Origin of the sequence: Microbacterium panaciterrae, assembly GCF_039541635.1 — a bacterium.
Classification (GTDB): domain Bacteria; phylum Actinomycetota; class Actinomycetes; order Actinomycetales; family Microbacteriaceae; genus Microbacterium; species Microbacterium panaciterrae.
In genome coordinates this window covers 222467-248041 of record NZ_BAABGP010000024.1, presented here as the reverse complement: position 1 = coordinate 248041, position 25575 = coordinate 222467, and the positions used below count along the sequence as shown (strand labels likewise).

General features: G+C 70.2%; 19 protein-coding genes. 11 read left to right on the top strand and 8 right to left on the bottom strand.

What is annotated here, in order from left to right; all coding sequences use genetic code 11:
* Nucleotides 1-43: 43 nt before the first annotated feature.
* The 4 genes from ABD882_RS17600 to hrpA all read right to left on the bottom strand — a co-directional run bounded on the left by ABD882_RS17600 (nt 44) and on the right by hrpA (nt 7368).
* Complete coding sequence (locus ABD882_RS17600) at nt 44-862, bottom strand: shikimate 5-dehydrogenase (protein ID WP_345188736.1); 819 nt, start codon at nt 860-862, stop codon at nt 44-46.
* A gap of 23 nt (nt 863-885) precedes the next feature.
* A complete protein-coding gene (locus tag ABD882_RS17595; RefSeq protein WP_345188734.1) occupies nt 886-2241 on the bottom strand; it encodes an O-acetylhomoserine aminocarboxypropyltransferase/cysteine synthase family protein in 1356 nt (451 codons plus the stop codon).
* Nucleotides 2242-2318: 77 nt separating this feature from the next.
* On the bottom strand, nt 2319-3266 hold the full coding sequence (locus ABD882_RS17590) for a quinone oxidoreductase family protein (protein WP_345188732.1): 948 nt from the start codon (nt 3264-3266) through the stop codon (nt 2319-2321).
* Nucleotides 3267-3309: 43 nt separating this feature from the next.
* Complete coding sequence (gene hrpA, locus ABD882_RS17585) at nt 3310-7368, bottom strand: ATP-dependent RNA helicase HrpA (protein ID WP_425563389.1); 4059 nt, start codon at nt 7366-7368, stop codon at nt 3310-3312.
* A 52-nt stretch (nt 7369-7420) separates the two neighbouring features.
* Here hrpA and ABD882_RS17580 point away from each other — a divergent pair, with 52 nt between their 5' ends.
* Both ABD882_RS17580 and ABD882_RS17575 read left to right on the top strand, forming a co-directional pair.
* Entirely contained in the window at nt 7421-8257 is an 837-nt protein-coding gene (locus ABD882_RS17580) for an aldo/keto reductase (RefSeq protein ID WP_345188731.1), read from the top strand.
* A 37-nt stretch (nt 8258-8294) separates the two neighbouring features.
* Nucleotides 8295-10064 carry a thioredoxin domain-containing protein gene (locus ABD882_RS17575; RefSeq protein ID WP_345188730.1) on the top strand — a complete coding sequence of 590 codons (1770 nt, stop codon included), beginning with the start codon at nt 8295-8297 and terminating at the stop codon, nt 10062-10064.
* A 12-nt stretch (nt 10065-10076) separates the two neighbouring features.
* Here ABD882_RS17575 and ABD882_RS17570 read toward each other — a convergent pair whose 3' ends face one another.
* Both ABD882_RS17570 and ABD882_RS17565 read right to left on the bottom strand, forming a co-directional pair.
* Complete coding sequence (locus ABD882_RS17570; protein WP_345188729.1) at nt 10077-11039, bottom strand: magnesium transporter CorA family protein; 963 nt, start codon at nt 11037-11039, stop codon at nt 10077-10079.
* 10 nt (nt 11040-11049) lie between these two features.
* Nucleotides 11050-12621 (bottom strand): dolichyl-phosphate-mannose--protein mannosyltransferase, encoded by a 1572-nt coding sequence (locus ABD882_RS17565; RefSeq protein ID WP_345188728.1) that lies wholly within the window; start codon nt 12619-12621, stop codon nt 11050-11052.
* A 22-nt stretch (nt 12622-12643) separates the two neighbouring features.
* Here ABD882_RS17565 and rsmI point away from each other — a divergent pair, with 22 nt between their 5' ends.
* From rsmI to ABD882_RS17550, 3 genes are all read left to right on the top strand, one after another.
* Complete coding sequence (rsmI, locus tag ABD882_RS17560; protein WP_345188727.1) at nt 12644-13459, top strand: 16S rRNA (cytidine(1402)-2'-O)-methyltransferase; 816 nt, start codon at nt 12644-12646, stop codon at nt 13457-13459.
* Between the two features lie 228 nt (nt 13460-13687).
* A complete protein-coding gene (gene metG, locus ABD882_RS17555; RefSeq protein ID WP_345188725.1) occupies nt 13688-15283 on the top strand; it encodes a methionine--tRNA ligase in 1596 nt (531 codons plus the stop codon).
* Between the two features lie 20 nt (nt 15284-15303).
* Nucleotides 15304-16206 carry a TatD family hydrolase gene (locus tag ABD882_RS17550; RefSeq protein ID WP_345188724.1) on the top strand — a complete coding sequence of 301 codons (903 nt, stop codon included), beginning with the start codon at nt 15304-15306 and terminating at the stop codon, nt 16204-16206.
* Here ABD882_RS17550 and ABD882_RS17545 read toward each other — a convergent pair.
* A complete protein-coding gene (locus tag ABD882_RS17545) occupies nt 16188-17462 on the bottom strand; it encodes an MFS transporter (protein ID WP_425563395.1) in 1275 nt (424 codons plus the stop codon). The genes ABD882_RS17550 and ABD882_RS17545 overlap by 19 nt on opposite strands.
* Nucleotides 17463-17555: 93 nt before the next feature.
* On the opposite strand from ABD882_RS17545, the gene rsmA reads away from it, so the two are divergent.
* Complete coding sequence (gene rsmA, locus ABD882_RS17540) at nt 17556-18398, top strand: 16S rRNA (adenine(1518)-N(6)/adenine(1519)-N(6))-dimethyltransferase RsmA (RefSeq protein ID WP_345188721.1); 843 nt, start codon at nt 17556-17558, stop codon at nt 18396-18398.
* 117 nt (nt 18399-18515) lie between these two features.
* Here rsmA and ABD882_RS17535 read toward each other — a convergent pair whose 3' ends face one another.
* On the bottom strand, nt 18516-19199 hold the full coding sequence (locus ABD882_RS17535; RefSeq protein ID WP_345188720.1) for a DUF998 domain-containing protein: 684 nt from the start codon (nt 19197-19199) through the stop codon (nt 18516-18518).
* A 222-nt stretch (nt 19200-19421) separates the two neighbouring features.
* On the opposite strand from ABD882_RS17535, the gene mgrA reads away from it, so the two are divergent.
* The 5 genes from mgrA to mmsB all read left to right on the top strand — a co-directional run bounded on the left by mgrA (nt 19422) and on the right by mmsB (nt 25575).
* Nucleotides 19422-20492 (top strand): L-glyceraldehyde 3-phosphate reductase, encoded by a 1071-nt coding sequence (mgrA, locus tag ABD882_RS17530; RefSeq protein WP_345188718.1) that lies wholly within the window; start codon nt 19422-19424, stop codon nt 20490-20492.
* A 4-nt stretch (nt 20493-20496) separates the two neighbouring features.
* Entirely contained in the window at nt 20497-21444 is a 948-nt protein-coding gene (locus ABD882_RS17525; protein ID WP_345188717.1) for a 4-(cytidine 5'-diphospho)-2-C-methyl-D-erythritol kinase, read from the top strand.
* A 143-nt stretch (nt 21445-21587) separates the two neighbouring features.
* The gene (locus tag ABD882_RS17520; RefSeq protein ID WP_345188715.1) at nt 21588-22601 is read left to right on the top strand and encodes a LacI family DNA-binding transcriptional regulator; all 1014 of its coding nucleotides are present in this window, start codon (nt 21588-21590) and stop codon (nt 22599-22601) included.
* Between the two features lie 152 nt (nt 22602-22753).
* Nucleotides 22754-24274, top strand: a complete 1521-nt coding sequence (mmsA, locus tag ABD882_RS17515) for a multiple monosaccharide ABC transporter ATP-binding protein (RefSeq protein ID WP_345188797.1) — start codon at nt 22754-22756, stop codon at nt 24272-24274.
* Entirely contained in the window at nt 24271-25575 is a 1305-nt protein-coding gene (mmsB, locus tag ABD882_RS17510) for a multiple monosaccharide ABC transporter permease (RefSeq protein WP_345188714.1), read from the top strand. The genes mmsA and mmsB overlap by 4 nt, the downstream gene beginning before the upstream one ends.

Below are 25575 nucleotides of genomic sequence, written 5' to 3'. Positions count from 1 at the left end.
TCGCCCGTGGTCGGCGACCAGACGTCAGAGGGCGCCGGGGACATCACTGCACCCGCATGAACTCCTCGGCGGCGCGCACCTGCTCGTCGCTCGGGCGGATCCCGGTGTACAGCACGAACTGCTCGAGCGCCTGCAGCGTGGCGACCTCGGCTCCGGTGATCACGGTCTTGCCCGCCGCGCGGCCCGCGCGCACCAGCGGTGTCTCGGCCGGCAGCGCGACGACGTCGAACACCGTCGTCGCGGCGTCGATCGCGGCCTCGGGGAAGGACAGAGAGTCGGCCTCGGCACCTCCGGCCATGCCGATCGGCGTGATGTTGACGATGATGTCGGCGGTGCGATCCCCGACATCCGCCGCCCAGGCGAAGCCGTACAGCTCAGCGAGCGGCCGCCCGGCCTTCTCGGTGCGGGCGATGATCGTCACGTCGGTGAAGCCGGCGTCCCGGAACGCGGCGGCGGTGGCCTTCGCCATGCCGCCGGATCCGCGCAGCAGCACGGACGACGCCGGATCCAGCGCATTCCGCTCGATGAGCTGCGCGATCGCCGAGTAGTCAGTGTTGTAAGCGGTCAGCACGCCGTCGTCGTTCACGATCGTGTTGACGGAATCGATCGCGGTCGCGGACGGATCCATCCGGTCCACGAGCGCGATCACGTCCTCCTTGTACGGCATCGAGATCGCACATCCCCGGATCCCGAGTCCGCGCACGCCGGCGATGGCCTGCGCGAGATCCGTCGGGGCGAACGCCTTGTAGATCCAGTTCAGGCCGAGCGCCTCGTAGAGGTGGTTGTGGAACCGCGTGCCGTTGTTGCTCGGGCGCGCGGACAGCGAGATGCACAGCGTCATGTCTTTGTTCAGGATCGGCACGGGATCAGCGTACCGAGGCACACTCAGACCGCGGCGAGCGTCTGACGCACTCGGGCGAGGGCGAGCGCCTGCTCGAGATCGGCGAGGATGTCGGCGGGATCCTCGATGCCGATCGACAGCCGGATCGTGGTCTCGCCGATCCCGGCGGCGGCGCGCTGCTCGTCGTTCAGATGCGAGTGGGTCATCGACGCCGGGTGCGAGACCAGGCTGCGGGCGTCGCCGATGTTGGCGACCAGACGCACGACCTTCAGGCCGTCCACGAAGCGCTCCACGCGCTGCTGATCCTCGGCCGCATCGCCGGAGGAGGCGAGGTCGATCGAGAAGACGGCGGGCACGCCACGGGGCAGATAGCGCGTGGCGAGGTCATGCCAGGGATTGCCGGCCAGACCCGGATGATGCACGGCGGCGACCGCCGGATTCCCGGTGAGCGCCTCGGCGATCGCCTGCGCGGATGCGCTCTGACGCGCGACGCGCAGATCGAGCGTCTCGATGCCCTGCAGGATCTGGTGCGCGTTGAACGGCGAGAGCGACGGCCCCAGATCGTGCACGTACTTGGCCTTGACCAGGGTCGCGAACGCGAACCCCCGCCCGAACCGTTCCCAGAGCGACTGCGGCCCGAACCGCGCCGCGGGGACCGTGAACTGCGGCCAGCGTGCCGGATCCGCACCGAAGTCGAAGGATCCGAGATCCACCGCGACGCCGCCGAGGGAGGTGCCATGCCCGCCGAGGTACTTCGTCGCGGAGTGCACCACGAAGTCGGCGCCGTGCTCGCCGGGGCGGATCAGATAGGGGGTGCCGACGGTGCTGTCGATCACGAGCGGGACCCCGGCCTCGTGCGCGATGTCGGCGACGGTGCGGATGTCGAGCACCTGCGCGAGCGGATTGGCGACGGATTCGGCGAAGAACAGGCGGGTGCGCGCGGTCGCGGCGGCCCGCCAGGCGGCTGGGTCGTCCTGGTCGACGAAGGTCACGGTGATGCCGAAGTCGTCGAGGGTGTCCTGCAGCAGATCGACCGTGCCGCCGTAGAGACGGTCGGCGGCCACGACATGCCCGCCGCGGCCGGCGAGGGCGAGGATCGTCACAGCGACCGCCGCCTGACCGCTCGCCACGGCGACCGCGGACACGCCGCCCTCGAGCACCGCGACGCGCTCCTCGAGCAGCTGCTGGGTGGGACTGGCGTTGCGGCTGTAGATGTTGCCCGCGCGGCGCAGCGCGAACAGGTCGCGGGCCTCCGCGAGCGAGGAGAACTCGTACGCCGCGGACTGGTACAGCGGCGGGACGGCCGTGTTCTGCCCGACGCCGCTCACATATCCGGCCTGCACCTGCTTTGTGGCAAAGCGGGTGTCGGGGGCAGCGCGGAGGGCGTCGGGAGCGGTCACCGCTCCATCCTCCGGCGCGCGGGCGATCCCCGCTGGGATGTTTCGGACTGTTGCGGATGCCGGGCGTGCCCTGGGGCTCAGGGGCGCAGGATGATCTTGCCGCGCGCGGCGTGCGCCTCGATCAGCCCGTGCGCCTCCGCGGCCTCGGCGAGCGGGAGCTCGGGGCCGAACTCGACTGAGAACCGTCCCTCGGCGATGAGGGCGATCGTGGCGGGCAGCGCCTCGGCGCGCCACGCGATCTCCTGCGCGGTGAGCGGGATCGGGCTGCCGCCGCTGAACGCCCGGATGCCGAAGCGCTCGGCCTCCCAGCCGCGCACGATCGTCGCGATCCGGTCGTGATCGGCGACCAGCGCGAGGGAGGCCTCGATCGCCTCGTCGGTGCCGGCGCCGTCGAGCGCGACGGTGATCTCGCGCCCGTCCGCGGCCGCACGGATCCGGTCTTCCAGGCCCTCGCCGTACGCGACCGGGATCGCGCCGAGCGCGCGCAGCCGGTCGTGCGAGGCCGGGCTGCCGGTCGCGATGACCTGGGCGCCCCACGCGATGGCGAACTGGATGGCGGCCTGTCCGACCGCGCCGGACCCGGCGTGCACGAGCAGCAGGTCGCCCTCGCCCACGCCGAGGGAGCGCAGCGACTGATAGGCGGTGCCGGCGGGGATCGGGAGGGCTGCCCCCTCCGCCGCGGAGACCGCATCCGGCAGCGCGGCGACGTGCGCGGCCGCGACGGCGAGCGCTGTTGCATACGTGCCGCGGGTGTCCCGGATCGCCACCCGGTCGCCCACCGCGATGTCTTCGACGCCGGATCCGATCGCCGTGACGACACCCGCGCCGTCGAACCCGAAATGCCGGGGCTCGGTGATCGGGGGCAGTGGGCGAGCGCCGCTGCGCTGCTTCACGTCGATCGGATTCACGCCCGCCGCCTCGATGCGCACGATGACTTCGCCCGCCGCGGGGACCGGATCCGGCACCTCCACCAGGGTGAGGACCTCGGGTCCGCCGATCTCGGTCTGCACGATCGCCTGCGTCATGACTACAGGCTACGGGTGCGCAAGGGCGGCACGGCCGCTCGTGTCATCTTCCGGCGAGCGCCTTCAGGATCCGCTGCGGTGACACGGGCTGTGCGGTGCCGAGCCGCTGGGCGAACAGGCTGATCCGGTACTCCTCGAGCAGCCAGCGCACCTCGACGAGGCGGGGATCCGCAGTCCGCTCGAGGGGAAGTGTTCCGCCGACGTCGGTGTAGGCCTGCGCCATGCGCTCGTACTCGGTCATCCGTGTGCGGTCCTTGCCGGGGGCATCGGCGAGGTTCCGCAGCCGGTCGAGGATCCCGTCCAGGAAGCGCGGGTAATGCGCGAGGCGTTCGACGCCGGCGCGGGAGAGGAAGCCGGACGGCAGCAGAGCGTCGAGCTGGCCGCGGATGTCGTTCAGGGGTCCGAGCAAGGCGAGCGAGTTCTGTCCCTTCATCGCACGTTCGACGTCGCGCGCGCGGGTGAGGATCTTCGCGGTGAGCGAGACGAGCGCGAACAGCTCGTCGACGACGACGGAGGAGACGCCATCGCGGACGCGCGCGAACTCCGCCTCGGAGCGCACGATCCCCCCGGTCTCCGACCCGGCCGCACCCCCGGTCCCTGAGCCTGTCGAAGGGCCCGTTAGCCGGTCGATCGCGGCGCGGGCCACGGCCGTGCGGGCGTCCTCGATGAGGGTGGCGACGTTCGGGTACGGGGAGGTGGCGAGCGCGAGCTTCTCCGCGCTGGTCAGGTGCTCCTGCACGTACGACGCGGGGGAGGGGATGCCCAGCAGCACAAGGCGCAGCACGCCGTCGCGGGTCGCGGCGAGCGCGGCGTCGGCCGTCGCCTCCACGCGCAGCGAGACCGACTTGCCCTGATCCACCAGGGCCGGGTAGCCGCGCACCACGCCGCCGGCGACGCGCGAGTCGAGCACGGCGGGAAGGTCGCCGAGATCCCAGGTCGTGATGCCGTCCCGTTCGGCGGGGGTCGTCGATGAGGCCGCGGCCGCGACCGCGGCTGCACCGGCGCGCCCTGGTCCCTGCCGAGCCGGCGTCGCGGACTGCCGCCCGATCGAGCGTGCGACGCTGGCCCGGGAGCGGTCGGAGAGCTCGCGCTGCAGCACCGTCAGATCGCGGCCGGATCCGACCACGCGCCCGCGTTCGTCGACGGCGCGGAAGTTCATCCGCAGGTGCGCGGGAACCCGCTCCAGGTCGAAGTCGTCCGCAGACAGGCGCTGATTCGCGAGCGGCTGGATGAGGCGGGCGAGCGCGTCGCGCAGGCTGCGCCCGGGCAGCCCCTCGTGCGACTCCGGCCCCGCTGCCGCGAGCTCGGCGCCGAACTTCTCGGCCCAGTCCGCCGCGGGCACCACATGCCGGCGGATCGCCTTCGGCAGCGCGCGCAGCAGCGCCGTGACGAGCTCGGCGCGCAGACCCGGCACCTGCCAGTCGAAGCCCGCATCCTGCACCTGCTGCAGCAGCGCGAGCGGGATGACGACGCTCACGCCGTCGTCGGCGGCACCCGGCTCGAACCGGTAGGCGAGGCCGAGCACCTGGTCGCCCTGCGTCCACCGCGTCGGGAAGTCCTGCCGATCGGCCCGGTCGGCGTCGTCGAGGAGGTCGTCCTCGCGCATCACCAGCAGCCGCGGCGTGGTCGCCAGGGCGTCGCGCCACCAGGCCTCGAACGAGCGCACGTCGAACACGTCGGCGGGGATGCGCTCGTCGTAGAAGCGGAACACGGACTCGTCGCCGACGAGGATGTCGCGGCGCCGCTCGCGCTCCTCGAGCTTCTCCAGGCGCTTGCGCAGCTCGGCGTTGCTCCGCCAGAACGCGGAGACGCGCTTGTCGATGCGGCTCGGATCCCACTCGCCTTCGACGAGCGCGTGCCGCAGGAACAGCTCTCGGGACGCCGCCCGGTCGATGCGCGCGAACTGCACGCGCCGGCGCGGCACGATCTCGACGCCGAACAGCGTCACTTTCTCGAACGCGACGGCGGCCCCGGACTCCTTCGACCAGTGCGGCTCGGAGACCTGGCGCTTGGCGAGGTCGCCCGCGAGCGCCTCCGCCCAGGCCGGATCGATCGCCGCAGCGGTGCGCGCGAAGGTGCGCGAGGTCTCGACGATCTCCGCGGCCATGACCGCGCGCGGCGACTTCTTCCGGAGGGCGGATCCGGGGAAGAGGGAGAACCGGATCCCGCGCGCGCCGCGGTACTCGCTGATCCGGTGCTTCTGATCCTTCGCCTTGGCTGTCGGCCCCTTGGCGGTCGTGCGCTCGTCGAGGATCCCGATCTGCGACAGCAGTCCGGAGAGCAGGGCCCGGTGGACCGCGTCGGGATCTGATCCCGTGACGGGCGCATCGGTCCCGGAGGCCTTCGAGAGGCCCGCCTTCACGAGCGTCCGCAGCTGGCGGTGCACGTCGAACCACTCCCGCACCCGCACGTAGTTCAGGTGCTCGGAGCGGCAGAGCCGGCGGAACGCGCTGGATCCGAGCTCCCGCTGCTGCTCGCGCAGGTGGTTCCACAGGTTCAGGATCGACAGGAAGTCGCTGGTCGGATCCGCGAAGCGCGCGTGCATCCGCTCCGCCTCGTCGCGCACGCCCTGGGACGCGTCGGCGGAGGGCCGCTCGCGCACGTCCTGGATCGAGAGGCCGGCGACGATCGCGAGCACCGGCGCGGTCACGCCGATCCTTCCGGCCTCGACGAGCATACGCGCGAACCGCGGATCGATCGGCATGCGGGCGATGTCGCGGCCGATCCGGCTGAGTTCGGGGACGTCGGCGGATCCCGCCCGTCCGGCCCGCACCGCGCCGAGCTCGACGAGCAGGTCGATGGCCGAGCGCACATCGCGCGACCCGGGAGGCGTGAGGAACGGGAACTCGGAGATGTCGCCGAAGCCGAGGCTGAGCATCTGCAGCACGACCGACGCGAGCGAGGTGCGCAGGATCTCGGGCTCGGTGAACTCCGGCCGCTTGTCGAAGTCGTCCTCGCCGTACAGGCGGATCGCGATGCCGGCGCTGGTGCGGCCGGCCCGACCGGAGCGCTGGTTGGCCGAGGCCTGCGACACCGCCTCGATCGGCAGCTGCTGGATCTTGGAGCGGTTGCTGTACCGGGAGATGCGGGCGGTTCCGGTGTCGATCACGTACTTGATGCCGGGCACGGTGAGGCTCGTCTCGGCGACGTTCGTGGCCAGGATGACGCGGCGGCGCAGACCCGCGACGGTCGACGGCTCGAACACGCGGTGCTGCTCGGCGGCGGACAGCCGGCCGTACAACGGCAGCACCTCGACCGGTGCCGTCTGCGAGCGGTACGCCCCGCGGATCGCGTCGGCGGCGTCGCGGATCTCGGCCTCGCCGGGCAGGAACACGAGCACGTCGCCGCGCTCCTCGCGATCCAGCTCTCGCAGGGCGGTGACGATCGCGGTGACCTCGTCCTCGGGCTCGTCGGAACGGCGTGCCGAACTCAGTCGATTCGGTGCTTTCGGTCGAGAATCGGCCGGTGGACCGCTTTCTGACTGGGTTCGGGACGCCTCCACGAGCGGGCGGTAGCGGATCTCGACCGGATACGTCCGGCCCGACACCTCGATCACGGGCGCGGGCTCCCCGTCGGCGTTCGCGAAATGCCGGGCGAAGCTGTGCGGGTCGATGGTCGCCGACGTGATGATGACACGGAGGTCGGGGCGCTCGGGCAGGATCCGGTGCAGGTAGCCGAGCAGGAAGTCGACGTTGAGCGAGCGCTCGTGCGCCTCGTCGATGATGATCGTGTCGTAGCGGCGCAGCAGCCGGTCCCGGTGGATCTCGTTGAGCAGGATCCCGTCGGTCATGAGCGCTATCCGCGTCTCCTCGGAAACCTGATCCGTGAAGCGCACCTTGTAGCCGACCAGCCCGCCGAGCGGAACCTGCAGCTCCTCGGCGACGCGCTCGGCGATCGTGCGGGCCGCGAGCCGACGCGGCTGCGTGTGCGCGATGCGCTCCCGGCCGAGCTCGAGGCAGATCTTCGGCAGCTGGGTGGTCTTGCCGGACCCGGTCGCACCGGCGACCACGACGACCTGGTGATCTCGGATCGCCGCGGCGATCTCGTCGCGCGCGGCACTGACCGGGAGTTCCGGCGGATACGAGATGACGGGCGCAGACATAGCCCTCCAGCGTATCGCCCTCGGCTGCGATCGTCGCCCCTAGGCTGGATCCATGACGATCCCCGACATCACGCTCAACGACGGCCACACGATCCCGCAGCTCGGATACGGCGTCTTCAAGGTGGATCCCGCCGACACCGAGCGCACGGTCAGCGAAGCGCTGGAGATCGGCTACCGGCACATCGACACGGCCGCGATCTACGGCAACGAGTCCGGTGTCGGCGCGGCGATCGCGTCCAGCGGCATCCCGCGCGACGAGCTGTTCATCACCACCAAGCTCTGGAACGACCGCCACGACGGCGACGAGGCCGACACGGCGATCGCGGAGAGCCTGGACAAGCTCGGCCTCGACCACGTCGACCTGTACCTGGTGCACTGGCCGACCCCGGCGAAGGACAACTACGTGCACGCGTGGGAGAAGGTCGTCGCGATCCGCGACCGGGGCCTTGCCCGCTCGGCCGGCGTCTCGAACTTCCTCGTCCCGCATCTGGAGCGCATCGTCACGGAGACCGGAGTGATCCCCGCGGTCGACCAGATCGAGCTGCACCCCGCCTATCAGCAGCGCGACGTCGTCTCCTGGGCGCGTGACCATGGCGTGAAGGTCGAGGCCTGGGGTCCGCTCGGCCAGGGCAAGTACGACCTGTTCGGCACGCCCGCGGTCGCCGCGGCGGCCGCGGCGCATGGCAAGACCCCGGCGCAGGTCGTGCTGCGCTGGCACCTGCAGCACGGCAACATCGTCTTCCCGAAGTCGGTGCGCGCCGAGCGGCTGCGCGAGAACCTCGACCTGTTCGACTTCGCCCTGAGCGACGTCGAGTTCGCCGCGATCGACGCGCTCGACCCGGGTGACGGATCCGGCCGCGTCGGCACCCACCCCGATCAGTTCAGCTGAGCGGCGCAGAAGCTGCGCTCCGGCGTAGCGTGAGCGCATGAGCAACCGCCTCGCCGGCACCGGGAGTCCGTACCTTCGCGCGCACGCCGGCAACCCCGTGGACTGGTATCCGTGGGGCTCGGAGGCGTTCGCCGAGGCACGGCGCCGCGACGTGCCAGTGCTGATCTCGATCGGCTACTCCACCTGCCACTGGTGTCACGTCATGGCGCGGGAGTCGTTCTCGGATCCGGCCACCGCCGATGACCTGAACCGCGATTTCGTCGCGATCAAGGTCGACCGGGAGGAGCATCCCGACGTCGACGCGGCGTACATGGCCGCCGCTGCCGCGTTCACCGGCAACCTCGGCTGGCCGCTGACGGTGTTCGCGACCCCCGAGGGCCGTGCCTTCCACGCAGGCACGTACTTCCCGCCGGTCGCCCAGGGTGGGATGCCCTCGTTCCGGACGGTGCTCACGGCGGTGCGCGAGGCCTGGACCGACCGGCGCATGCAGGTCGACGAACAGGCCGGCGCGGTCGCCGAGGCGCTGGCTGCCATGACGGTCTCGGAGCCCTCGGCGTTGCCGGACGAGGCTGCGATCGCCGAGGCGGCGGCCGGGATCGCCGCGCGGGAGGACCGTCGGTACGGCGGTTTCGGCGGCGCGCCCAAGTTCCCGGTCGCGACCACGCTGCGGTTCCTGCAGGTGACAGGGCAGCGCGACGTGGCGACGCGGGCGCTCGATGCGATGGCCGCCTCCGCCCTGCACGACGAGGACGGCGGCTTCTTCCGCTACGCCACCCGCGCGGACTGGACGGTGCCGCACTACGAGCGCATGCTGACCGACAACGCGCAGCTGCTCGAGGTCGCGCTCGATGCGGGTCGGGAGGATGTCGCGCGCGGGATCGTCGGATTCCTGCTCGCCGTGCTGCGCCACCCCAGCGGCGGCTTCGGCGCCGCGCAGGACTCGGAGTCGTGGATCGACGGCGCGCGCAGCGAGGGCGGCTTCTACCACCGTCCGATCGGGGCGCGGGAGGGGCTCGAGCCGCCCGCCGTGGACGGCAAGATCATCACCGGCTGGAACGGCCTCGCGATCGGCGCCCTCGCCCGGGCCGGATCCGTCCTCGGCGAACCGGCCTGGGGGGAGGCCGCGGCGGAGGCCGCTCGCACCGTCCTGACCGTCAACCGTGATGCGGGAGGGACGCTGGTGCGGACCTCGCTGGACGGCGTCGCGTCGCCCGCCGTCGCCACCGCGGCGGATCTGGGCCTGCTCGCGGAGGGGCTGTTCTCGCTCGCCCTGGCCACGGGTGATGTCGAATGGGCGATCGCGGCGCGCGACGTGCTGTCGTCCGAGGCCGCGCAGGATCCGGTGCTGGCCGCGCTCGGGGTCCCGGGGGCGTCCGATGAGACCGACGGCGACCTGCCGTCCGGGACCGCGGCGGTCGCCGCGGCCGCGCTCACGGCCTGGCGGCTCGGCGCGGGGGAGGAGTATCGCGCACGGGCCGAAGGACTGATCGCCGGGCGGGCGGGCGTGGCGCTGCAGCATCCGTTCGGACACGGTTCGCTGCTGCGCGTCGCGGCGGGGATCGCGACCCCGCCGCGTCAGATCGTGGTGGTCACCTCGGATCCGACCGGCCCCCTGGCCCGCGCGGGTCGTGCTGCGGACGCCGATGTCATCGCGGTCGTGACACCTGATCAGGCCCGCGCGTGGACGGCGGCAGGTTTCACGCTGTTCGATGCGAGAGATGGCGTGGACGGGGCGGCCTACGACTGCCGCGGATTCGTCTGCCGGCTGCCGGTGATGGATCCGTCGCTCCTCGAGCGCGCACGATGAGGCTGACCCGGCCTACTCGTCGTTCCCGGTCCAGCCCTTGCGGCGGAACCACCACCACATGATGGCGCCCGACACGGCCATCGATCCGATCCCGAGCAGGAAGAACGACCACGGTCCCGACAGCACGTGCGCGATCGACCAGTCGAAGTTCATTCCGAAGAATCCGGTCAGGAAGCTCAGGGGCAGGAAGATGGACGCGATGATGGCCAGCTGCTTGGACGTCTCGCCCTGCCGGTTCGCGACCGTGGACAGGTAGAGGTCGGTGCAGCCGGAGACCATCTCGTGATAGCCGTCGAGTTCGTCGGTGATCCGGATCAGATGGTCGTAGATGTCACGGAAGTAGTCGTGGCTGTCGCTCTCCAGCCCGGCGAGATCGGTGATGACCTCGGCCTCGCGTGCGAACAGGTCGCGCATCGGGACCACGGCCCGGCGCAGCTTCAGCAGCAGGCGCTTCAGCCGGAACGTCTCCTGCAGCTCGTGCCGGCCGGCGCCGGAGACGATCGCATCCTCGAGCTGGTTGATCTCCTCATCGAGGTCGCTCAGGATCGGGAAGAAGCTGTCCACGATCACGTCGATGATCTTGTAGACGTAGTAGCGCTCGGTCTTGGGGGCGGAAGAGCGCTCCAGCAGCGTCTTCACATGCTGCAGATCGGTGAAGCGCGCGCCGTGCAGCGTGACGATGAACTCGCCGCTGAGGTGGCAGTGCACCTCCTCCAGCGGGTGGTCGTTCTCGTCCTCCGGGTGCGACTCGATCCCGCCCTGCAGCACGAGCAGCGCGGTCTCGCCGTAGGTGTCGAGCTTCGGGCGCTGTCCGCGCTTCACGCTGTCCTCGACGGCGAGCGGATGCAGTCCGAGCAGCGTGCCGAGGCGCTCCACGTCGGCCTCGGTGGGATCGGCGAGGTCGAGCCAGAAGAACTCCTGCTGCGCCCGCAGCCGGGCGATCAGCGTCTCGTCGACCGCGTCGAGTATGCGCATGTCTGCCCCCTCAGATCCAGCTCAGCATCCAGTTGTGCGCCTGCCAGAACCACCACGGCACGGGCAGGCCGATCCACAGCGGATACCAGAAGGCGCTGAGCAGCCCGATCAGCACCACGATCACCAGGACGGTGCGCTGCCCGGCCTGTCGTCGATGCCGGTCATCGGACGGTCTGCCGGCGATGTCGCGCAGCGCGAGCACGAGCGCGAGGATCAGGAGCGGCGCCATCACCACCGTGTAGAACTGGAAGATCGTGCGCTCGGGGAACGCCAGCCACGGCAGGTAGGTGCCTGCCAGGCCCACGAGCGGGATCGCGTAGCTCCACGGCATCGGCGTGCGGCGGATCAGGCCGCGGACGAACCGCACCAGCAGGTACACCGCGGCGGCGACGCCCAGGTACCAGATCAGCGGGTTCGGGATCGAGGTGATCGTGCCGATGCAGTGGTCGGTGCCGAAGCACGGGGCGTCCTGCCCGCCCACCCAGAACGCGGTGGGGCGCAGCAGCAGCGGCCACTGCCAGGCGGGACTCGCGTACGGGTGCGAGGAGGTGAGCCCGACGTGGAACGCCAGGATGTCGGAGTGGTACTTGAACCACGACGTGAGCACGTTGTCGGTGACGTGCCGGTCGTAGCCGCCGTTCGTCACGAACCAGCCGGTCCAGCTCGCCACGTAGACGACGCCGGACGCCGGCACCAGCGCCAGGAAGCTGATCGGCCCCTGCCGGAACGCCGCGTCGGTCGGCCAGAGCGCGATGCCGGCGCGGCGGCGGGCGAGCGCGTCGGTGACCACGACGTAGATCCCGGCCGCGGCGAGCACGTACACGCCCGACCACTTGATCGCGCATGCCGCGCCCAGCGCGATCCCGGTGGCGAGCAGCCAGGGCCGCCGCCACAGCACCCGTCCCCACAGCGTCGGCTCGTCCCCTCGTTCGTGGAACGCGCGATCCTGCAGCCGGGGCATCGTGCGTCGCCGGTCGTACAGGAGGAACAGGAAGCCGAGCAGGAGGAAGAACGTGAGGATCCCGTCGAGCAGGCCGATCCGGCTCAGCACGATCCCGAGGCCGTCGACAGCCAGGAACAGCGCCGCGAGCGACGCGACCGTGATGGAGCGGGTGAGCTCCTTGGCGATCAGGTAGACGACCAGGACGTTCAGGGTGCCGATGAGCGCCGTGGCGATCCGCCAGCCGAAGCTGGATCCGGGCCCGAACGCGGCGATCCCGAGCGCGATCAGCCACTTGCCGAGGGGAGGGTGCACGACGAACGCGGCGGTGTCCTGCAGGGCGCTCGTGTCGCCCTTCGCGAACAGGTCGTTGGCGCCGGTGCGCCAGGATCCCTCATAGCCCTGCGTCCACAGCGACCAGGCGTCCTTGACGTAGTACGTCTCGTCGAAGACGAGCGTGTGCGGATGCCCGAGGCCGACGATCCGCAGCACCGCGGCCAGCAGCACGATGAGCGTCGGGGCGAGCCAGCTCAGCAGCCGCAGCCGGGCCGGATCCTGCATCCACGCGTCGCGCAGGCGCTCCCAGCCGGTCGGGCGGGCGTCACGCATGACGTCGACGTCGGGCAGCAGGGGCGCGGTCACCGCACCAGCCTAAGCTGAGCGGGTGATCATCCTCGCGGCCACTCCGATCGGCAATCTGGGCGATGCGTCGCGGCGTCTCGTGGAGGCGCTGGAGAACGCGACGCTGATCGCGGCCGAGGACACCCGCACCACGCACCGTCTGCTGCTGGGCCTCGGGATCGTGAACCGTCCGCGCCTGGTCGCGCTGCACGACCACAACGAGAAGACAAAGGCGGCCGAGCTCGCCGAACTCGCCGAGACCGAGGACATCCTGGTGCTCAGCGACGCCGGCATGCCGACCGTGAGCGACCCCGGCTACGGGCTGGTGGCCGCGGCCGCCGAGCGCGGCGTGACGGTGACCGCGATTCCCGGGCCGAGCGCCGTCGTGACCGCGCTCGCCGTATCGGGCCTGCCCACGGATCGCTTCACGTTCGAGGGCTTCCTGCCACGCAAACCGGGGGAGCGGCGCACGGCGCTGCGCGGGCTGGCGTCCGAGCCGCGCACGATGGTGTTCTTCGAGTCGCCGTCCCGCCTCGCGGCGACGCTCGGCGACATGGCCGGTGCGTTCGGCCCCGCGCGGCGGGCTGCGGTGTGCCGCGAGCTGACCAAGCTCTACGAGGAGGTGCGCCGCGGCGGCGTGGCGGAGCTGGCGGAGTGGGCCGCGGAAGGCGTGAAGGGCGAGATCGTGGTGGTCGTCTCCGGCGCCGCGCCCCGGGAGGTGTCCGCGGACGACGCGCTTGCCCAGGTCCAGGCGCTGGTCGCCTCCGGCGTGCGCCTCAAAGAGGCCTGCGCCGAGGTCGCCAGCGCGACCGGCCTCCGCTCGCGCGACCTGTACCAGGCCGCGCTCGCCGCGCGCTGAGGCCCGTTCTGGGCGCCGTGCCGGTGGCCGGCCTCTCCGCCGGCCGCTCGTGCGTGCGCTTCGCGCGGAGATGTGCGCTTTCTTCGGACCGTATCCGCGAACTCGGTCCGAAGCAGCTGTACATCTCCGCGGCAGGCGCACGCTCGGCGGACCGGAGCCAGGCGGACGTCGTGCTTCGCGAGCGTCATCGTCCGAACCGCCCTCCGCTTCCCGCCTAGAATCGAACGCATGCCCGCAGGCGAGTCCTTCTACATCACCACGCCGATCTACTACCCGTCGGACGTGCCCCACATCGGGCACGGCTACACCAGCGTCGCCGTGGACACCCTCGCGCGCTGGCACCGCCAGTCGGGCGACGACACCTGGATGCTCACGGGCACCGACGAGCACGGGCAGAAGATGCTGCGGGCCGCGGCCGCGAACGGCGTCACCCCCCAGGAGTGGGTCGACAAGCTCGTCACCGAGAGCTGGTACCCGCTGCTGACGACGCTCGACGTCGCCAACGACGACTTCATCCGCACCACGCAGGAGCGGCACGAGACCAACGTGCAGGTCTTCTTCCAGAAGCTCTACGACGCGGGCTACATCTACGCCGGCGAGTACGAGGCGTTGTACTGCGTGGGCTGCGAGGAGTTCAAGCCCGAGTCCGAGATCGTCGACGGCACCGGTCCGTTCGAGGGCCTCAAGGTCTGCGCGATCCACTCCAAGCCGCTCGAGCTGCTGCAGGAGAAGAACTACTTCTTCAAGCTCAGCGAGTTCCAGGACCGGCTGCTCGAGCTGTACAAGACCGATCCCGACTTCGTGCGCCCCGACTCCGCACGCAACGAGGTCGTCTCGTTCGTGTCGCAGGGGCTGAAGGATCTGTCGATCTCGCGGTCGACGTTCGACTGGGGGATCCCGCTGCCCTGGGACACCTCGCACGTCATCTACGTGTGGGTCGACGCGCTCCTGAACTACGTGACCGCGGTCGGCTACGGAGCTTCGACAGGCTCAGCAACCGAGACCGACCAGTTCGCACGTCGCTGGCCCGGGTACCACGTGGTCGGCAAGGACATCCTGCGCTTCCACGCCGTCATCTGGCCCGCCATGCTCATGGCGGCGGGCCTCGAGGTGCCGAAGGGCGTGTTCGCGCACGGCTGGCTGCTCGTCGGCGGCGAGAAGATGTCGAAGTCGAAGCTCACCGGCATCGCGCCGACCGAGATCACCGACGTGTTCGGGTCCGACGCCTACCGGTTCTACTTCCTCTCCGCGATCGCGTTCGGACAGGACGGATCCTTCTCCTGGGAGGATCTGTCGGCCCGCTACCAGGCCGAACTCGCGAACGGATTCGGCAACCTCGCCTCGCGCACGATCGCGATGATCGAGCGCTACTTCGGCGGCGTGATCCCCGCGGCGGCGGAGTACACGGAGCAGGATCTGCACGTGCAGCAGCTCGTCGCGAAGGCGGCGGCCGACGCCGACGCCGCGATCGACCGCTTCCGGATCGACGAGGCCATCGCCGACGTCTGGACGATCGTCGACGCGCTCAACCACTACATCACCGAGAACGAGCCGTGGTCGCTGGCCAAGGACGAGCAGCAGAAGGATCGCCTCGGCACCGTGCTCTACACGTGCGCCGAGGGGCTGCGCGCGCTCGCCGTGCTGCTCTCGCCGGTGATGCCGCAGGCGACCGCGAAGCTCTGGGAGGCGCTGGGCGCGGAGGCAGGGCTCGGCGCGCTCACGGCGCAGCCGATCCGCGACGCCGGACGCTGGGGCCAGCTGCCGGCCGGCACGCAGGTGCAGGCGCTCGCGCCGCTGTTCCCGCGCATCGAGGCCACGGCCTGACGTCGGAGGCGGGGGAGCGCATGGCCGAGACGCCCGACACCTACGTGCGCGAGCGCGCGACGAAGGGGCGCAAGGATCTCACCTATCCGCCGCCGCCCGAGCCGCTCGCCGTCGGCGTCTACGACAACCACTGCCACCTCGAGATCGCCGACGGTCCCGTGGGCGAAGACGGGTACGAACAGCTGAGCCTCGGCGAGCAGCTGGATCGTGCCGAGGCGGTCGGGATCCTCGGAGTCGTGCAGGCGTCGGGTGACATCGAGTCCTCGCGCTGGGCGGTCGCGGCGGCGGAGTCGGATCCGCGCGTGCTCGCGGCCGTCGCGATCCACCCCAACGATGCCCCGGCCTACGCTGCGGCGGGCGGGCTCGATGACGCCCTCGCGGTGATCGACGAGCTCGCCGCGCGCCCGCGCACACGGGCGATCGGCGAGACCGGGCTGGACTACTTCCGCACCGAGGAGTCCGGTCGCGCCGCCCAGCACACGTCGTTCGAGGCGCACATCGCGCTCGCGAAGAAGCACGGCCTGGCGATGCAGATCCACGACCGCGATGCGCACGACGACGTGCTGGAGACCCTGGGTCGTGTCGGCGCCCCGGAGCGCACGGTCTTCCACTGCTTCTCCGGAGACGAGGCGATGGCGCGGGTCTGCGCCGACGCCGGGTACTACCTCTCGTTCGCGGGCAACGTCACGTTCAAGAACGCGCAGAACCTGCGTGACGCGCTCGCGATCACGCCGCGGGAGCGGATCCTGATCGAGACCGACGCCCCGTTCCTCACGCCGGCGCCGCTGCGCGGTCGACCGAACGCGCCCTATCTGATCCCGCTCACGCTGCGCTTCCTGGCCGCGGAGCTCGGCCTCGACGTGGACGAACTGGGTGCGCAGATCGCCGCGAACACCCTCGGGGTCTACGGCTCGTTCGCCTGAACCCCGTCGGGCGCGTCATCCTGCACAGGTGGGGTCGAGGTGATCTGCGAGATCGGGCGCCAGACGAACAGCAGCGTGAGCGCGGCGCCGCCGAAGGCGAACCACCACGGCGCAGTGAGCCCCCAGGTCTGCGCGATCACCCCGCCGAGCGCCTGACCGATCACCATTCCGCCGAACACGCCGACCGAGTTCACCGATGCCACCCGCCCCTGCAGCGAGTGCGGGACCAGGCGCTGGCGCACGGTCGTGGAGATCGTGCCCCAGATGAACGCGTAGAAGCCGAACACCACCATGATCACGAGAGCGATCCAGCCTGCTGTCGTGAGCGCGAAGGCGAGGTGCATGAGCACCTCCAGGGACAGGCAGACGCGCATCATCGTCGCGAACGTCACATGCCTCTCGAGCCAGCCGAAGCTCACGGTGGCGAGAAGTCCGCCGGCCGCGGAGGCCGTGGTGAGGGCGCCGTACCCGATCGCGCCCATGTGCAGATGCGTGGTGGCATACAGCACGAGCACACCCCAGGGCGCGGCCCAGGTCACGTTGAACAGCAGGATGATGAGCACCAGCATGCGCACGGGAGGGTTGCGCCACAGCCAGCCGAGGCCCTCCGCGATGTCGGTGTGCACCTTCGTGCGTTCCGGCGCAGGCGCGGATCCGGTCCCGTCGGTACGTGGCGCCGTCTCGCCTCGCGGGGGCACCGGCGTGCGAGCGATCCGCGAGATCAGCACGACCGCGAGACTCACGCACACCGCTTCGAGCAGGAACGGCCACGCATGCCCCGCGGCGAAGAGGAACGCGCCGAGCGGAGGGCCGGCGAACTGGTTCGCGACGAGGAAGCCGGCCTGCAGCCGGGCGTTGCCGAGGCCGAGGTCGGCGGGCTTCAGCAGCATGGGCAGCAGGGTGGATCCGGCGGTGTCGACGAACACCTCGGCAGTGCCGTACAGGAATGACGCGGCGAGCACGATCCAGATGTTCGCGGCCCCGGTCACCAGGAACACGCACAGCGCGAGCAGCACCACCGTGCGGGCGGCGTTCGCGAACATCACGAGTCGGCGGCGGTCGAAGCGGTCGGCGATCGCGCCCACGTGAAGACCGAACACCAGCCAGGGCAGGAACTGCAGGATCGCGCCCGCCGCCACCAGGATCGGCGACGACGTCATCGACGCGATCAGCAGCGGCGCGGCGGCGAGCGCCACGCCATCACCGACATTGCTCGTCCAGGAGGAGGCGAGGAGCCAGCGGAAGTCCGTGCCCATGCGGCGGGGTGCGATGAGTTCGCCGATGCTGGACACCTGATCGATCCTAGAGTCGGGTACGGACGTCGCGCGGACCTGCGGGAGAATGGCGGGATGACCGTCTCCCTGCTCGGCGCCGCCGACGTCCGCCGGCTCGCGGCCGAACTCGACGTGACGCCCACGAAGAAGCTCGGCCAGAACTTCGTCGTCGACGCGAACACGGTGCGCAAGATCGTGCAGGCCGCCGAGGTGCGGCCGTCCGAGCGGGTGGTCGAGATCGGGCCGGGGCTCGGATCCCTCACTCTCGCGATCCTGGAGACCGGCGCGTCGGTCACGGCCGTCGAGATCGATCATCGCCTCGCCGAGCGCCTGCCCCAGACGGCGCTCGACCGCGGCGTCTCCGAGGGCGCGCTGACGGTCGTCGATGCCGACGCGATGCGCGTGACCGAGCTCCCGGGCGAGCCCACCGTGCTCGTGGCGAACCTGCCGTACAACGTCTCGGTGCCCGTGCTGCTGCATTTCCTCGAGACGTTCCCGTACCTCCAGCGCGGTGTCGTCATGGTGCAGGCGGAGGTCGCGGAGCGCCTCGCGGCGAAGCCGGGTTCCAAGATCTACGGCACGCCGAGTGTCAAGGCCGCCTGGTACGGCCCGTGGAAGCTCCGCGGGACCGTGTCGCGGCAGGTGTTCTGGCCGGTGCCGAACGTCGACAGCCTGCTGGTCGGCTTCCACCGGGATCCGGAGCCGCGCGGCACCGAGCAGGAGCGGATCCGCACGTTCGCGATCGTCGATGCCGCGTTCAACCAGCGCCGCAAGATGCTGCGCCAGGCGCTGTCCGGGCTCTTCGGCAGCTCGGCCGAGGCCACCGCGGCGCTCGAGGCGGCGGGCGTGGCGCCGACCGCCCGCGGCGAGGACCTCACGGTCGAGGACTACCACCGGATCGCGCGCGTCGGGGCGTAGCCGGGAAGAGTTGTGCCCCCTGGGAGACGGGTTCCCGAGAGGGCACATCACTCCACCTGAAGGTACCTTCAGGTCAATCGAGTCCCCAGATCACGATCGACAGTCCCCAGCTGAGGACTAGACAGTAACACCGGACTGCATTGTCCCCCAAATGGGGGACAAAATCATTTGCTGAGAGTTTGCCGAGAATGACGCGAGTGCGGCGGGTTCGAGCCGTCTGACCCGCATCTCGAGCACGTGCAGCCAGGAGATGACCGAGCCGAACGCGAGCGCCTCGAAGACGGTGAGAGTGAGCACTCCGGTGATCAGCCCCGCCATGCCGAGCACCAGGACGACGATCGTCCCCACCGCCAGGCGATCCAGCAGTTTCGACAGCCCCCGCAGGAGCGTGCGGTGCACGAGCAGCAGTGCCGCCGAAGACGCGAGTGCTCCGTTGGCGGCTCGTTCGTGAGCGAAGACGGAGAGCGAGAGCGGCAGCAGGCCGATCAGGATGAGGCTGACTCCGAGCGCGGCGATGAGCAGCGGCACGACGCTCGAAACGGATCGGTGAGCGCGGAATACCGCGGAAGATGAGCCGCGCAATCCGATCGCCACGGGGACGGCGGAGAGCCCGATCAGCGCCCCGGCCGCGATCACACCGGAGTTGAACACGGCGCTGGAGGCGTCGCCTGTCGCACCGAGCCGGCTGAAGCACGACAACCACCATAGGGAGTCGGATGTCGTGAGCGCCGCGGCCGCGATGCTCGTGCAGAGCACGCCCGCCGCAGTGAGGACGAACGGTATGCGCCGGTACGAATGCAAGGCAGATCCTGTCGCCGCACGCTCCGGCGAATGCCAGGCCGGGTCGGGACCCCGCACTCGGGCGAGCGTCGCTCTGGTGCGGATCGGGTTCGGTCCGCCGTGGCCGATCATCCTAGCGACACACGCAGGCGGCGGCCACCTCCGCCGCATCCGCTCGGCGGCGGTCTGCGCCGATCCGGGTGTCCGTCGGGCCCCGAGACGGCCCGACCCGGCTAACCTGGGGTGGTGACCGAGCCGCGCTTCCGCCCCGACGTTCTCGACATCCATCGCCCGTACACCGCCGCCGCGGATCGGTACGAGAGCGCCCGCTTCCGTCAGGTGGGATCCTCCGGGCTGTACCTGCCCGCGATCTCGCTCGGGCTGTGGTGGAACTTCGGCGACAACATCCCGATGGACGATCAGCGCGCGCTGCTGCGCCACGCGTTCGACCGGGGCATCACGCACTTCGACCTCGCGAACAACTACGGCCCGCCCTACGGATCCGCCGAGAAGAACTTCGGCCGCATCTTCGCCGAGGACTTCCGGCCCTATCGCGACGAGCTGATCATCTCGTCGAAGGCGGGCTGGGACATGTGGCCCGGGCCCTACGGCGACCTCGGCAGCCGCAAGTACATCCTCGCGAGCGCCGAGCAGTCGCTGACCCGGATGGGCCTGGACCACGTCGACATCTTCTACTCGCACCGGGTCGACCCGGTCACCCCGATCGAGGAGACCATCGGCGCGCTGGACACCCTGGTGCGGCAGGGCAAGGCCCTGTACGTCGGCATCTCCTCGTACAGCGCGGAGCGCACAGAGGCGGCGGTCGACGTCGCCCGCGAACTCGGCACGCCGCTGGTCATCCACCAGCCCTCGTACTCGATCCTGAACCGCTGGGTCGAGGGCGGTCTGACGGACACGCTGCGCGAGGAGGGCCTGGGGGCGATCGCGTTCACTCCGCTCGCGCAGGGGCTGCTCACCGGGAAGTACCTGCGCGAGGGCGTCGCCGAGCGCGCGCAGAAGCGCGGGTCGCTCCCTGACGTGCCGCTGAGCGAAACGGGTCTCGCGACGCTGCGCGCGCTCGACGATGTCGCGCGCGAACGCGGGCAGAGCCTCGCGCAGCTTGCGCTGCAGTGGGTGCTGCGCGACGGCGTGGTGGCATCCGCGCTCATCGGCGCGTCCCGTCCGGCGCAGCTCGACGAGAACCTCGCCGCTCTCGACGCCCCCGAGCTCACCGTCGCGGAACTCGCTCGTATCGATGAGATCGCCCGTGCGGGCCTCGACGTCAATCTCTGGTCCGTCTCCTCGGAGCTCTGATCCGATGAGCGACGCGGGGTCGCGCCGCGATCGGGTGCACGTGCGCGCGCCGGGCAAGATCAACCTGTTCCTCGGAGTCGGGCCGATCGACGGCGACGGCTACCACGCGCTGTCCACCGTGTTCCAGGCGGTGTCCCTGTACGAGGATGTGATCGCGACCGCGGCGGACGACTTCTCGCTCACCGTCTCGGGCGTCGCGGATCCGTCGACGGTGCCGCTGGATGACCGCAACCTCGCCATGCGCGCGGCGAAGGTGCTCGCCGCGGCGACCGGATACGACGGCGGGGTGCACCTCGAGATCCGCAAGAGCGTGCCGGTCGCGGGTGGCATGGGCGGGGGATCCGCGGACGCCGCTGCCGCGCTGGTCGCCTGCAACGAGCTGTGGCGGACCGGCCTCGGTCACGACCGGCTGCATGAGCTGGGCGCCCGTCTCGGCGCCGACGTCCCGTTCGCGCTGACCGGCGGCACCGCGGTCGGCACAGGCCGCGGCGACGTGCTCACCGCGGCGCTCGCCCGCGGGCGGTACGAGTGGGTGCTGATCACCGACGAGGACGGGCTCTCCACCCCCGAGGTCTACCGGGCCTACGACGTCGCGCGGGCCGAGGAGGATCGCGTCTACGCCGACAGTCCGCTCGACCCGTTCGATGTGCCGCCATCCTTCTTCGAGGCGCTTCTCACCGGCGATGCCGAGGCCCTCGCGCCCTGTCTGAGCAACCAGCTCGAGGCCGGGGCGTTCCGGCTCCGGCCCGCACTCGAGGGCACGATCGAGCGCGGCGTGGCGGCCGGGGCGCTCGCGGGGATCGTGTCCGGATCCGGCCCGACGATCGCGTTGCTGTGCACCGACGCGGTCGCCGCCGACCGGGTCGCGGAACGGCTGCGCAGCACCGGCCGCACCGCACTTCGTGCCCACGGTCCGGTCCGCGGCGCCCAGGTCGTCGACGAGGGGCGCTGAGGCGAGGTCCGGTCAGCGCACCGCCGAACGTGCGCGGACAGACGTGCGCCCACACGCGCGGTTGACGTCGGCGCGTGCGTCCGAGGGTCCGCACAGTCATAATGGAAGCATCCATGTGACCGTGCACATCGAGGAGGCTCTGCATGTCGAGTTCCTCTGAGCGTGCCCGGATGCCCAGCATCCGCGATGTCGCGCGGCTGGCGGGCGTCTCGCATCAGACCGTCTCCCGAGTGCTCAACGAGCACCCCAGCATCCGCCCGGAGACCAAGGAGCGGGTGCTCGACGCGATCCGGGTCCTGGACTACCGGCCGAACGTCGCCGCCAGGGCGCTGGCGACCAGCCGATCCAACACGCTCGGGATCCTCTCGGCGACGACGGGGGAGTTCGGGCCGACCTCCTCGATCGCGGCGATCGAGGACGCGGCGCGCGCGGAGCGCTACGCGATCAGCACCCTCAATCTGCCCGACACCACCCCTGAGGCCATCGGCCACGCGGTGCGTCAGCTGGTGCGCGAATCGGTCGACGGCATCGTCGTGCTTGCCCCGCAGGTGCGGGTGTTCAACGTGCTGCGCGGCCTTGCCGTGTCGGTGCCGTTCGTGAGTCTGCAGACGGCCTCCGGTTCCGACGGCATCAGCCATTCCGCGGATCAGGTGGCGGGCGCCCGCATGATCACGGAGTACCTGATCCGGCTCGGACACAGCGACATCCTGCATCTGGCGGGTCCGCAGGACTGGATCGAGGCGGAGTCGCGGATGCGCGGCTACCTCGACGCCATGCGCGATGCGGACCTGTCGACGATCCCGCCCATCCGCGGCGACTGGACCGCGGACTTCGGCTACTTCGCCGGTCAGGAGCTCGCCCGCCGGCGTGACTTCACCGCGGTGTTCGCCGCGAACGACCTCATGGCGATCGGCTTGATGCACGGCTTCCGCGACGCGGGGATGCGGATCCCGGCGGACATCAGCGTGGTCGGCTTCGACGACGTGCCGGTCGCCGCGCACGTCGCGCCGCCGCTGACGACCGTTCATCAGGACTTCTCCGAGCTCGGTCGCCGCGCGGTGCAGATCCTGCTCGCACAGATCCGCGGCGATTCCGCGCCCGTGTTCGGACCGGTCGTCCCGGTGCTCTGCGGACGCGAGTCCGCCGCGTCACGGTAGGGACACGAAATCGGGGAGGGCACTTGACACTGCCCGCTCGCGCAGGGCACGATGTAACCCGATGTGAACGGTAACATTGACGGACTTGGTATCGAAGGAGATCCGTGAGCGATACGACGACGTTGCCCAGCGTGGCCGGCCCCATCCTCGAGATGCGGTCGATCACCAAGGAGTTCCCGGGTGTGAAGGCCCTCTCCGATGTGTCGATCACCGTGCGGAGCGGCGAGGTGCACGCCATCTGCGGCGAGAACGGCGCGGGCAAATCCACCCTCATGAAGGTGCTCTCGGGCGTCTACCCGTTCGGCACCTATGACGGCGAGATCCTGCTCTACGGCCAGGAGCAGCGCTTCAAGGACATCCCGGCCAGCGAGCACGCCGGCATCGCGATCATCCACCAGGAGCTCGCGCTGATCCCCGAGCTGTCCATCACCGAGAACATCTTCCTCGGCAACGAGATCCGCCAGGGCGTGCGCATCGACTGGATGGCGCAGAAGAAGCGCACCATCGAACTGCTCGCCCGGGTCGGCCTGAGGGAAGATCCCGACGTGCCGGTGAAGACCCTCGGCGTCGGCAAGCAGCAGCTCATCGAGATCGCGAAGGCGCTGAACAAGGACGTCAGGCTGCTCATCCTGGACGAGCCGACGGCCGCCCTGAACGAGAACGACTCGCAGCACCTGCTCGACCTGATCCTGGGCCTGAAGGCCAAGGGGATCACGTCGATCATCATCAGCCACAAGCTCAACGAGATCGAGCAGATCGCCGACGAGATCACCATCATCCGCGATGGCCGCACGGTCGAGACGCTCGACATCAGCCGTGGCGAGATCAACGAGGATCGCATCATCCGCGGCATGGTCGGCCGGTCGCTGGAGAGCCGCTACCCCGACCGCACCCCCGAGATCGGCGACGTGTTCTTCGAAGTCAAGGACTGGTGGGTGCGCCACCCCAGCGTGGCGGAGCGCATGGTCGTCAAGGGATCGAGCATCGAGGTGCGCCGCGGCGAGGTCGTCGGCATCGCCGGGCTCATGGGAGCCGGCCGCACCGAGTTCGCGATGAGCATCTTCGGCCGCTCCTACGGGCAGTTCCTCTCCGGCACGATCGTGAAGGACGGCCAGGAGATCGTCCTCTCGGACGTGAAGAGCGCCATCAAGCACGGTCTCGCCTACGTCAGCGAGGACCGCAAGGTGCTCGGGCTCAACCTGCTCGACTCGATCAAGCGGTCGATCGTCTCGGCCAAGCTCTCCAAGATCACCCGTCGCGGCGTCGTCAACGGCGGCGAGGAGACCCGCGTCTCCGAGCAGTACCGCACGTCGCTGCGCATCAAGACCCCCTCTGTCGAGCAGGGCGTCGGCACGCTCTCCGGCGGCAACCAGCAGAAGGTCGTGCTGGCGAAGTGGATGTTCACGGATCCGGATCTGCTGATCCTCGATGAGCCCACGCGCGGCATCGACGTCGGGGCGAAGTACGAGATCTACGGGATCATCAACGAACTCGCCGCGCAGGGCAAGGGCGTCATCGTGATCTCCAGCGAGCTGCCCGAGCTGCTCGGCATGTCCGACCGCATCTACACCGTGTTCGAGGGTCGCGTCACCGACTGCCTCCCCGCATCCGAAGCCACCCCGGAGGCGCTCATGCGCAGCATGACCTCCCTGAATCAGAAAGCCTCCGCATGAGCACCGCAACCGACACCGCGAAGCACGGCTTCCAGTTCCGAGACATCACCAAGATGATGGGCGGCGGACAGTCGACCCTGCGCCAGTTCGGCATCCTCGGATCCCTGGTCGTCATCATCATCATCTTCCAGGTCTGGACGCAGGGGCTCACGCTCTCGCCCGGCAACCTGATCAACGTCGTCAACCAGTACTCGTACATCCTCATCCTCGCGATCGGGATGGTGATGGTCATCATCATGGGCCACATCGATCTGTCCGTCGGCTCGGTGGCAGCCTTCGTGGGCATCGTGGTGGCCAAATCGATGTCGGACTGGCATTTCCCGGCGTGGGCCGCGGTGCTGCTCGGTCTGGGAGTGGGCGTGCTCGTCGGCGCCTGGCAGGGATTCTGGGTCGCGTTCGTCGGCGTTCCCGCGTTCATCGTGACACTGGCCGGCATGCTCTTCTTCCGCGGCGCGAACCAGTGGTTCGGGCAGTCCACCTCGGTCGCCGTGCCCGCCGACTTCCAGTGGATCGGCGCGGGCTACCTGCCCGAGGTTGCGATCCCGCTGCCGTTCAACGTGCTCACCATGCTGCTCGCCGTGCTCGCCGTGCTGTGGGTGATCGGCTTCGAGTTCCTGATGCGCCGGTCGCAGCGCAAGGCCGGCACCGACGTCGCGCCCGCGTGGGTGAGCACCGTCAAGGTCGTCATCCTGTCCGTGCTGATCCTCGTCGCCGGCTACCTCTTCGCGACCGGCCGCACCGGAACGAGCTTCCCGATCTCGGGCCTGATCCTGCTGGTCCTCGTGATCATCTACACGTTCGTCACGCGCAACACCGTCTTCGGTCGGCACCTGTACGCGGTCGGCGGCAACCGGCAGGCCGCGCGCCTGTCTGGTGTGAAGGACCGCTGGACCGACTTCTTCGTGATGATGAACATGTCGGTGCTGGCCTCCGTCGCCGCGATGATCTACGTCGCCCGCGCCACGGCCTCCGGCCCGCAGGACGGCAACGGCTGGGAGCTCGACGCGATCGCCTCGGTGTTCATCGGCGGCGCGGCCGTCTCCGGCGGCATCGGCACCGTGATCGGCTCGATCATCGGTGGCCTCGTCATGGCCTTCCTCAACAACGGCATGGCGCTGCTGGGCGCCGGCGCCGACATCGTCTCGATGGTCAAGGGCCTCGTGCTCCTGCTCGCCGTCGGCGTCGACGTCTGGAACAAGCAGCAGGGCCGCCCTTCCCTCACCGGATTCCTCACCCGTCAGTTCTCCCGCAAGGAAGAGCCCTTTTCGACCTCCGCTCCCGGCAACGCGAGCGGGAAGTAG